Annotated in this window: 8 protein-coding genes and 1 pseudogene; 5 read left to right on the top strand and 4 right to left on the bottom strand. The window is 72.4% G+C overall.

The window, feature by feature from the left end; all coding sequences use genetic code 11:
* Positions 1-1,140 (bottom strand): serine/threonine-protein kinase (locus tag NBX02_RS18760; RefSeq protein ID WP_250292428.1); only part of this gene is annotated, 1,140 nt, incomplete at its 3' end.
* A 344-nt stretch (positions 1,141-1,484) separates the two neighbouring features.
* Between NBX02_RS18760 and NBX02_RS18755 the strand changes: the two genes are divergently transcribed.
* The gene (locus NBX02_RS18755) at positions 1,485-2,147 is read left to right on the top strand and encodes a Crp/Fnr family transcriptional regulator (RefSeq protein ID WP_250286004.1); all 663 of its coding nucleotides are present in this window, start codon (positions 1,485-1,487) and stop codon (positions 2,145-2,147) included.
* 250 nt (positions 2,148-2,397) lie between these two features.
* Here the strand turns inward: NBX02_RS18755 and NBX02_RS18750 are convergent, their stop codons facing one another.
* The gene (locus NBX02_RS18750; RefSeq protein WP_250286003.1) at positions 2,398-3,210 is read right to left on the bottom strand and encodes an IclR family transcriptional regulator; all 813 of its coding nucleotides are present in this window, start codon (positions 3,208-3,210) and stop codon (positions 2,398-2,400) included.
* A gap of 145 nt (positions 3,211-3,355) precedes the next feature.
* Between NBX02_RS18750 and leuC the strand changes: the two genes are divergently transcribed.
* The 3 genes from leuC to NBX02_RS18735 all read left to right on the top strand — a co-directional run bounded on the left by leuC (position 3,356) and on the right by NBX02_RS18735 (position 5,937).
* Positions 3,356-4,753, top strand: a complete 1,398-nt coding sequence (gene leuC, locus NBX02_RS18745) for a 3-isopropylmalate dehydratase large subunit (protein ID WP_250292426.1) — start codon at positions 3,356-3,358, stop codon at positions 4,751-4,753.
* 63 nt (positions 4,754-4,816) lie between these two features.
* Positions 4,817-5,434 (top strand): 3-isopropylmalate dehydratase small subunit, encoded by a 618-nt coding sequence (gene leuD / locus NBX02_RS18740; protein ID WP_250286000.1) that lies wholly within the window; start codon positions 4,817-4,819, stop codon positions 5,432-5,434.
* 206 nt (positions 5,435-5,640) lie between these two features.
* Complete coding sequence (locus NBX02_RS18735) at positions 5,641-5,937, top strand: HU family DNA-binding protein (protein WP_013874863.1); 297 nt, start codon at positions 5,641-5,643, stop codon at positions 5,935-5,937.
* Between the two features lie 215 nt (positions 5,938-6,152).
* On the opposite strand, the gene NBX02_RS18730 is transcribed toward NBX02_RS18735, so the two are convergent.
* A complete protein-coding gene (locus NBX02_RS18730) occupies positions 6,153-8,366 on the bottom strand; it encodes an RNA degradosome polyphosphate kinase (protein WP_250285999.1) in 2,214 nt (737 codons plus the stop codon).
* Positions 8,367-8,654: 288 nt separating this feature from the next.
* On the opposite strand from NBX02_RS18730, the gene NBX02_RS18725 reads away from it, so the two are divergent.
* Entirely contained in the window at positions 8,655-9,557 is a 903-nt protein-coding gene (locus NBX02_RS18725) for a transglutaminase family protein (RefSeq protein ID WP_250286006.1), read from the top strand.
* Positions 9,558-9,570: 13 nt separating this feature from the next.
* Here NBX02_RS18725 and NBX02_RS18720 read toward each other — a convergent pair.
* Positions 9,571-9,930: pseudogene (locus NBX02_RS18720) on the bottom strand (2-phospho-L-lactate guanylyltransferase); the annotation flags it as partial.

Here is a 9,930-nt window from a genome sequence, read left to right as displayed (position 1 = left end):
CCCCCGGCCCGTCCCGTACGCGCCCGCCTGGGCGGGCCCGGGGCCCGACAGCCGGGTGGTCCCGGCGACCGGCGGTGCCTGCGGAGCGCCGCCGGCAGGTGAGGCGTCGCCGGCAGGTGAGGCCGCCAGGTCACGTCCGGTAGCCGGGCCCGCGCGTGCCGGCTCGGGCACCGGGGCGGCGGGGGACACCGGGGAGGACGCCGTCGGTGAGAGCAGGGTCGCGGGGTCGTCGTCCTCGCCGGGTGACTGCCGTGAGGTGATCACGGATGTCCTGCCGAGGTCCGCCGGCGCCGCGAAGGCGCGGTCATGCGGCTTCCGGCCGGCCAGCGCGGCCTGCAGCGCCAAGCGCGCCGCGTCCGCCGTGGCGGGCCGCTCCGAGGGATGTTTGGCCAGCAGGCGGCACATGACGTCCCACAGCGGCCCGTCGATCCCGTCGATCGGCGGTGGTGCCTCGAAGGCATGCGCCCGGATCATGGCGATCGGGTTCGGCGCGACGAACGGAGGCCGGCCGGCCAGCAGCTCGTAGAGGACGACGCCGGCCCCGTAGATGTCGGCGGCGGGGCCCGCCCGGGTGTGCTCGGCGAGTTCCGGCGCCATGTACATCGGCGTGCCGATCGCGACGCTGAGCCTGGTCATGGACGGGCTCTGGGTCAGCCGGGCGATGCCGAAGTCGGTCAGCATGGCCCGGGCCGGCCCGCCGCCGCCGGTGTCGACGAGGATGTTCGCCGGTTTGACGTCCCGGTGGACGACGCCGGCGGTGTGGACGACGGCCAGGGCCGAGAGCACCTGCCCGACGAGCCCGACCGCCTCGGCGGCGGGGAGCCGGCCGCGGGCGCGCAGATAGCCGCGCAGGTCCGTCCCGTCCACGAGGTCCATCACGATCGCGAGGGTGCTGCCCTCGGCGACGATGTCGCGGACCTTCACCAGATGCGGGTCGTCGAAGGCCAGCAGGACCCGGCGCTCGCGCAGGAACCGGTCGACGATCTCCGGGTCGTCGGACAGCTCGGGCCGCAGGATCTTGACCGCTACCGGCCCGTGGTCGCCGGTGCCGTCGTCGGCCCGCTCGCCCCGCCAGACCTCACCGCTGGCGCCCTTCCCGAGCGGCTGGTGCAGGACGTAGCGGGAACCCAGCCTGCGCATCGCCGGTGCTCCCCCCTGTACGCGCATCAGCCGTGGTACGCCCGGCCTGGCCGGTTGGCCAGGATACCCGGCCAGGCAGCACGGCGCAGACCCGGTGAGCAGGACCTTATGACGGAAACACCGCCAACGGACAGGAGAGGGCCGCGCGGCTCGTCGGACACTGCGGAAAGTATGAGGATCATGGCGGTACGGCGTCATGGTGTTGTGGCCAGTGGCCGCCTCGGCTTTTGTACCGGAGCAAAAAGGTACTCTGCGCCACCAGCTCTGTGACAGAAGGAAACAAGTGGCCGCAGGTGACACGGACGGGCGCGGGCATGCTCAGCGGTGAACACGGACACGCCCAGATGAGTCCGCAGGACCGGCTCGCGCTCGAGGCGCTCGGCACGGTCCGGCACTACGGGCCGGGTGACGTCCTGTTGCAGGAGGGCGACCGGGCCGACCTGGTGATGATCGTACGGACCGGGCGCGTGAAGGTCGTGACCGTCGCCGAGAGCGGGTACGAGACCCTGCTCGCCCACCGCGGCCCCGGCGACCTCATCGGCGAGATGGCGGTCATCGACGGCGGGACCAGGTCGGCGTCGGTCGTGGCGGTGGAGCCCGCGCAGCTGGTCGCCGTCTCCGCCGAGGCGTTCCGGACGTTCGTGGCCACCCATCCCCAGGTCGTGCGGGCCCTGGTCAGCTCGATCACCCGGCGGCTGCGGGAGTCCGACCGGCGCCGGTCGGAGCTGGGCGCGTACCCGACCGGCATCCGTCTCGCCCGCCACCTGCTCGAGCTCGCGCACCGGCACGGGGACGGGCAGCCCGACGGCAGCGTCGCGATCACGTTACGTGTGACACATCGTGATCTCGCTGCCGCCATCGGGTCGTCCAGGGAGTCCGTCGGCCGGGACCTGCGGACCTTCCGGTCGAGCCGGCTGATCGCGAACAGGGGGCGGACGCTCGTCGTCCTGAACATCGCCGCACTGCGCGCGTTCGCTTACGGCGAAACTCCGGGCCATCAAATGTGACGGATGACGTCGTCACTCCACCTGCTGCCCACTACGACATATATGGGCGAGAACGCCTTCTTTCCGACGCGCCAGATGGGGCGGAGGCCAGCCCGCGGCGGGTACAGGGGGTCCGCCGCGGATGCTGGAAGCCCCGCGGACACTGAAACTGGAAGCCCCGCGGACACTGAAAGCAGCTGCCCCACGCCGACGAGCGGGCCCAGGGCCGTCGGTGGGACGGTCCGCTTCAGCCGCTCGGTGGCTCGGTGGCTCAGCCGTTCGGTGGCTCGGTGGCCTGGCGGCTCAGCCGTTCGGCGGCGGCGGCGACGGTGGCCCCGTGGCGTCGGCCGGGGGAGCGGGTGAGCCGCTCGACCGGGCCGGACAGGGACAGCGCCGCGACGACCCGGCCGGTGGCGTCGCGTACCGGGGCCGACACCGAGGCGAGCCCGGCCTCCCGCTCGCCGACACTCTCAGCCCAGCCCCGCCGCCGCACCTGCGCCAGGGTGGACGCCCCGAAGGCCGCGCCCGCCGGCGGTTCCACCGCCTTGGCCAGCCCCGTTGGCGCTGTGCCCCTGGTTGGCGCCGTTGGCGCTGCGCCCCTGGTTGTGGCCGGGGCGGTGGCGTCCCGGCCCGGGAACGGGTCCGCGCCGAAGGCGAGCAGGACCTGCGCGCCGGAGCCGGCGGTCATCGGCAGCATGGTCCCGACCGGGACGGTGTCGCGCAGGCCGCTGGCCCGTTCGGCGGCGGCCACGCACACCCGCACGTCCCCGCGCCGGACGTAGAGCTGGGTGCTCTCCCCGGTGGCGTCCCGCAGGTGCGCGAGCACCGGCGTGGCGGCGGCCAGCAGGGCCCACGGCAGCGGTGCCGCGCCGCCGGCGGCCAGCCGTGGGCCGGGTACGAACCGGCCGCTGGGGTCGCGTCCGACCAGCCGGTGCACCTCGAGGGCGGCGGCCAGGCGGTGGGCGGTCGCCCGGGTCAGCCCGGTACGGGCGACCAGGTCGCCCAGGGATGCGGGGGAGGTCTCCACCGCGGTCAGCACAAGGGCCGCCTTGTCCAGCACGCCGACTCCGCTAAGCTGTTCCACACATTGATACTGCCATCCCAAATAATGAGATGCACGGGGGTGTACGAGATTTCGGATGGCCCGGGTCAGTGATCCGCACCGCACGTTCGTCACCCCGCCCGGCGCTGCCGGACGGGCCCGAGGAAGCCACCTGAAGGAGTGGGCCATGGGGCGCACACTCGCGAGGAAGGTCTGGGACGCCCACGTCGTCCGGCGTGCCGACAACGAACCCGACCTGCTCTACATAGACCTGCACCTCGTCCACGAGGTGACCAGCCCGCAGGCGTTCGAGGCGCTGCGGCTGGCCGGCCGGCCCGTCCGCCGCCCGGACCTGACCATCGCCACCGAGGACCACAACGTCCCGACCGTCGACACGCTGCTGCCGATCGCCGACCCGGTCTCGGCGGCCCAGGTCGAGGCCCTGCGCAAGAACTGCGCCGACTTCGGCGTCCGGCTGCACCCCATGAACGACCCCGGCCAGGGCATCGTCCACGTCGTGGGCCCGCAGCTGGGCCTGACCCAGCCGGGCATGACGATCGTCTGTGGGGACAGCCACACCTCCACCCACGGCGCGTTCGGTGCGCTCGCCTTCGGCATCGGCACCAGCCAGGTCGAGCACGTGCTGGCCACCCAGACGCTGCCGCAGCGGCCCCCGAGGACTATGGCCGTCACCGTGGAGGGGGCACTGCCGGCCGGGGTGACCGCCAAGGACCTGATCCTCGCGATCATCGCCCGGATCGGCACCGGCGGTGGCCAGGGGTACGTGATCGAGTACCGGGGCGAGGCCGTCCGGTCGCTGTCCATGGAAGGCCGGATGACGGTCTGCAACATGTCCATCGAGGCGGGCGCCCGCGCCGGCATGATCGCTCCGGACGAGGTGACCTTCGCCCACCTGCGGGGACGCCCGCACGCCCCGGCCGGGGCCGCCTGGGACGAGGCGGTGGCCTACTGGCGCACCCTCGCCACCGACGACGACGCCACGTTCGACCGCGAGGTCGTCATCGACGCCGCCGAGCTGAGCCCGTTCGTCACCTGGGGCACCAACCCGGGGCAGGGCGCGCCGCTGGCCGCCCGGGTCCCCGACCCGGCCGGCTACGCCGACCCCGCGCTGCGGGCCTCGGCCGAGCGGGCCCTGGCCTACATGGCGCTCACCCCGGGCACGCCGCTGCGTGACATCGCCGTGGACACGGTGTTCATCGGTTCCTGCACCAACGGGCGCATCGAGGACCTGCGGGCCGCCGCCGAGGTCCTGCGCGGGCGCCGGGTCGCCGACGGGGTGCGCGTACTGGTCGTCCCGGGTTCGATGGTGGTGAAGGCCGATGCCGAGGCGGAAGGGCTCGACGAGGTCTTCCGCGCAGCCGGGGCGCAGTGGCGCAGCGCGGGCTGCTCGATGTGCCTCGGGATGAACCCGGACACCCTGCGGCCGGGGGAGCGCAGCGCGTCCACGTCCAACCGCAACTTCGAGGGACGCCAGGGGCCGGGCGGCCGCACCCACCTGGTGTCGCCGGCCGTCGCCGCGGCCACCGCCGTCACCGGGCGGCTGACCACCCCGGCGGACCTCTGACGCTGGCGCCCCGCCAGCAGCTCCGGCGACAACCTCGACACCGACGAAGGGAGCGCACCCGCGATGGAGGCGTTCACCACCCACACCGGCCGGGCGGTGCCGCTGCGGCGCAGCGACGTCGACACCGACCAGATCATCCCCAGCGAGTGGCTGAAGCGGATCGAACGCACCGGCTTCGGCGCCGGGCTGTTCTCCGAGTGGCGGGCCGACCCCGCGTTCGTGCTGAACAGCCCCGCCCACGCCGGTGCCACGATCCTGCTCGCCGGCCCGGACTTCGGTACCGGGTCGTCCCGCGAGCACGCCGTGTGGGCGCTGCAGGACTATGGCTTCAAGGCGGTGATCTCCGCCAGGTTCGCCGACATCTTCCGCGGCAACGCCCTCGGCAACGGGCTGCTGGCCGTCACCCTGCCCGCCGCGACGGTCGAGGCGCTGACCAGCCAGGTCGAGGCCGATCCCGGTGTCGAGATCACCGTCGATCTGGCCGCCCGCGAGGTGCGCGCGCCCGGGCTCGTTGCGGCCTTCGACATCGACGACTTCACCCGCTGGCGGCTGCTGGAGGGCCTCGACGACGTCGGCCTGACACTGCGCCACCAGGACGCCGTCGCGGCCTTCGAGGCCACCCGGCCCGGCTGGCTGCCCACCACCGTACCGGCCACGGCAGGAGTCAGCGAAAAACATTGAATGCTACGAAACGTAGCCCATCGGAGGACCGCCGGCATCCTCCTGATGGCATCTGATGATCTAGAAGGGACGCTGACGTGCATGTTTGTGTCGCGCGACACGCGCACGGGAATTGCCCTAACCGGTGGACATGCCTACGGTGCAGCGCAGTGTGATGCCCGATCTGCTCCCTACCCCGCACTCGCGGGGGGCGTCCGGAGGTTGTTGTGAACAAGTCCCAGTTGGTTGATCGAATCGCTCAGCAGATCGAGGGCGGGCGGTCGAACGCGACCAAGGCCGTCGATGCCGTCTTCGACGCGATTCAGGAGGCCGTCTCCGCCGGTGAGAAGGTGACCATTACGGGGTTCGGTGTCTTCGAGCGCGTCGAGCGGGCGGCTCGCACCGGCCGTAACCCCGCGACGGGTGAGCCGGTGCATGTCGCGGCCTCGGTCGTGCCGAAGTTCCGGCCCGGTTCGGAGTTCAAGGCCAGCGTCTCCGCCAGCGAGGATCCGCAGGACAACTGAGTACCGGGATCACACCGGTATCGCGACATCACCGAAGGCTGTGCGATCATGGAATGGTCGCACAGCCGGAGGCTGGAGAAGGCTGGCAGCACCGAAGGCTGTGCGATCATGGAATGGTCGCGCGGCCGGAGGCTGGAGAAGGCTGGCAGCACCGAAGGCTGTGCGATCATGGAATGGTCGCGCGGCCGGAGGCTCCGGCGGGTTGTCCGCCGTGGTCAGGCGTGTGCCGCCCGCCGCGGTCGCACGCCCATCAGGTCGTTCTGGTAGTCCGACAGCGGCTGCCCGTCCGGGTCGGCGGCCCGGCGGTGCCAGGTGCCGTCCGGCCGCAGGATCCAGGCCGCCACGCCGTCGGAGAAGGAGTGGTCGAGCATGGCCTTCAGCGGCCCCTGCTGAGACGGCTGCGCGACCCGTACCAGCGCCTCGATCCGGCGGTCGAGGTTGCGGTGCATCATGTCCGCGCTGCCGATCCAGCACTCCTGGACCGCGGTGAACTCCAGCACCCGGCTGTGCTCCAGGAAGCGGCCCAGGATCGAGCGGACGTGCACCGTCTCCGACAGGCCCGGCACGCCCGGGCGCAGCGCGCAGATCCCGCGGACGAGGCACTGGACGGGCACGCCCTCGCGGGAGGCCCGGTACAGCGCGTCGATGACCTCTTCGTCGACCAGGCTGTTCACCTTGATCCGGACGCCGGACGGGCGGCCCTGGTGCGCGGCCTCGGCCTCCTGCTCGATGCGCTCGATGATCCCGTCCCGCATGAGCTGGGGGGCGACCAGCAGTGAGCGGTACTCGGTCTGGCGGCTGTACCCGGTCAGGACGTTGAACAGGTCGGTGAGGTCGGCGCCGATGTCGGGGTCGGCGGTGAGCAGGCCGAGGTCCTCGTAGAGGCGGGCGGTCTTCGGGTTGTAGTTGCCCGTCCCGATGTGGCAGTAGCGCCGCAGCCCGCCGCGTTCCTGGCGGACCACCAGACAGGTCTTGCAGTGGGTCTTCAGCCCGATCAGCCCGTACACGACGTGACAGCCGGCCCGCTCCAGCTCGCGGGCCCACCGGATGTTCGCGGTCTCGTCGAACCTGGCCTTGATCTCGACCAGGACGACGACCTGCTTGCCGGCCTCGGCCGCGGAGATCAGCGCGTCCACGATGGGGGAGTCGCCCGAGGTCCGGTACAGGGTCTGTTTGATGGCCAGCACCTGCGGGTCGGCGGCGGCCTGCTCGATGAAGCGCTGCACCGAGGTGGTGAACGAGTCGTAGGGGTGGTGGACGAGCACGTCGCCCTCGCGCAGCGCCGCGAAGAAGTCGACCTGCTCGTCGGCGGACACCAGCCGCGGGTGGGTCCGCCGCACGTGCGGCCGGTCCTTGAGCTCCGGGCGGTCGAGTTCGTACAGCGCCCACAGCACCGACAGGTCGAGCAGCCCGCGGACCCGGGCCACCTCACGATGGGTGACCTCAAGTTCGCGCATCAGCAGGTCCAGCAGGTCGTCGTCGATGTCGTCGCCGACCTCGAGGCGTACGGCCGGGCCGAACCGTCGGCGGGCCAGTTCGCGTTCGAGGGCCTGGAGCAGGTCCTCGGCCTCGTCCTCCTCGACCTCCAGGTCGGCGTTGCGGGTCACCCGGAACAGGTGGGAGTCCACCACCTCCATGCCGGGGAAGAGCTGCGAGAGGTGCGCGGAGATCACTTCTTCCAGCGGGATGAAGCAGACCTCGTGGTCGTCGCCGTTCGGGTCGTGCGCGAGGCGGTGGCCGTCCACGCCCCTGGTGGGTTCCGGAGTGACCCGGATCAGCCGGGGCACGTTCTGCGGGACCTTCACGCGGGCGAACCGGTCGCCGTCCCCACCTGGGTCACGTACAGTAACCGCAAGGTTGAGGGAGAGTCCGCTGATGTAGGGGAAGGGGTGCGCCGGGTCGACCGCGAGCGGGGTCAGGACGGGGAAGATCTGCTGGTGGAAGTAGTGGTGCAGCCGGTCCTTCTGCCCGTCGGTCAGGTCGTTCCACAGCTGGATGGTGATGCCCGCCTCGGCCAGGGCGGGGACGACGGCGTCGGTGAAGCAGCGGGAGTGGCGTTCGCCGAGCTCGGCGGTGGTACGGCTGATGAGGTCGAGCTGTTCGCGCGCGGTGAGCCCGTCGGCGGAGAGCACCGCGAGCCGGGTCGCCTCGCGGCGCATCAGGCCCGCGACCCGGACCATGTAGAACTCGTCGAGGTTGCTGGCGAAGATTGCCAGGAACTTGGCGCGTTCAAGCAGCGGGACGCTCTCGTCCTCGGCGAGCGCGAGCACCCGCGCGTTGAAGTCCAGCCAGGACTTCTCCCGGTTGATGAACCGATCATTTGGAAGATCTGACGGTACTGGTTGCCGGGGTGCTTCCAGCGGTTCGAGCAGGGCGCTTCGCGGTTTGCGCTGCGGTTGCTCAGATCGGTTCACCACCAGCTCGGTCATGCCCTCGATGGTGCCAGTCCCGCGGGAACGCGGCAGCCGGGTGTGGCGATTAGGACCCGCGCAACTCGTCCGGGATGACGCCTGGACGAACGCGATGTGTAACGCTCATGAAATGTGCTCGGGTGAATATCGCAGCATGGAGGAAACATCCTGCCGGACGGTGCCGGCGGTCGTCGGAGCGTGGCGGTGACGGCCGGGGCGGTACCGGCGCAGCCGGTGCGCGCGCAGCAGGCGGCACAGGCGGCCTTGTTACGTACAGTGCCTGACAGTGTGCTTTCCGCCGAGGAAATGGACGTCGACCTGGCGGACCCGGCGGTCGCATCGGTGACCTACCGTATTCGGCAACGGTTCAGTTACACCTACGACGGCCCGGCCTGGCAGCTGGCGCACCGCCTGGTCGTCATTCCCCCGCGACAGCACGGTGACCAGGCGGTACGCGCCTACCACCTCGCCGTGTCCGACCCGGCGGCCACCGTCACCTGGGAGCGCACGGCCGACGGCTCCCCGGCCGCGCTGGTGCGGCTGGACACCGTGCCCCGGCGGCTCGACTTCGACGCCACGGTCGTCCTCACCCGCACCGCCGGGGCCGGGCCGCCCACGCTGCCGGCGTCCGCCCTGACCGGCCGCAGGCTGCTCACGCCCACCCCGCTGACGGCACCCGACGCCGCCATAACCGCGACAGCCCGGTCGCTGGCCGCCCCCGACCCGCTCGAGACCGCGCTGCGGTGCTGCGCCTGGGTGCACCGCAGGATCGGGTACGCGGGCGGGAGCACCGACGTGACGACCACGGCCGCGCAGGCCCTCGCCGGGGGACGCGGGGTCTGCCAGGACCACGCGCACGTCATGCTGGCGCTGTGCCGGGCCGCGGGCGTGCCGGCGCGGTACGTCTCCGGCCACATGACCGGTGAGAGCGCCTCGCACGCCTGGGTCGAAGTGATCGTCCCCGCGGACGCGGGGCTGCCCGGGGGCGGGGCGCGCGCGGTCGCGCTCGACCCCTGCCACGACCGGCTGGCGGACCAGCGGTACGTGACCGTGGCCACCGGCCGGGACTACACCGAGGTGGCACCCACGTCCGGCTCCTACCGCGGGCCCGGCCGCGGCACCCTCAGCACGCGCCAGCGGGTGGACGTCATAGGAACGGATCTCATCGGGACGGGCGCCGTCACCGCAGTGGGCGCGGACACGGCCTGACCCCTGGCGGGAGTCACCGGGCCGGCGGGCACCGGAGCGCTGTCCCCGGGCCGGCGGACAGGGCCCGCCTGGTCCAGGGGCCGACGCCGAGACCGACCGCCTCCCGCAGATGCTCGATCGTGTCCACGTCACGGCGCAGGCCGCGGACGGACCCGCCGAGCGGCCCGGTCAGGTCCCGGGCCCCGGAACGGATGTGCGCCGCGCGGCTGCCCGGCCCGAACCGGGGCGCCAGCGGTGTGCCGGCCGTGGCGGCGAGCAGGACGGTGCCGGTACCGTCCGCGTCCGCGACCAGGCCGCGGCCGTCCGCCGGCATGGCCAGCAGGGCCGCGCGCAGGTAGGCCGGGTGCAGCGCGGCGAGGTCGGCGGACAGGGC

This window comes from Protofrankia sp. CiP1_Cm_nod1 (assembly GCF_920888515.1).
In the GTDB taxonomy this organism is placed as follows: domain Bacteria; phylum Actinomycetota; class Actinomycetes; order Frankiales; family Frankiaceae; genus Protofrankia.
Note: the sequence above shows the minus strand (reverse complement) of the source record. Positions and strands in the feature narration are given on the sequence as shown.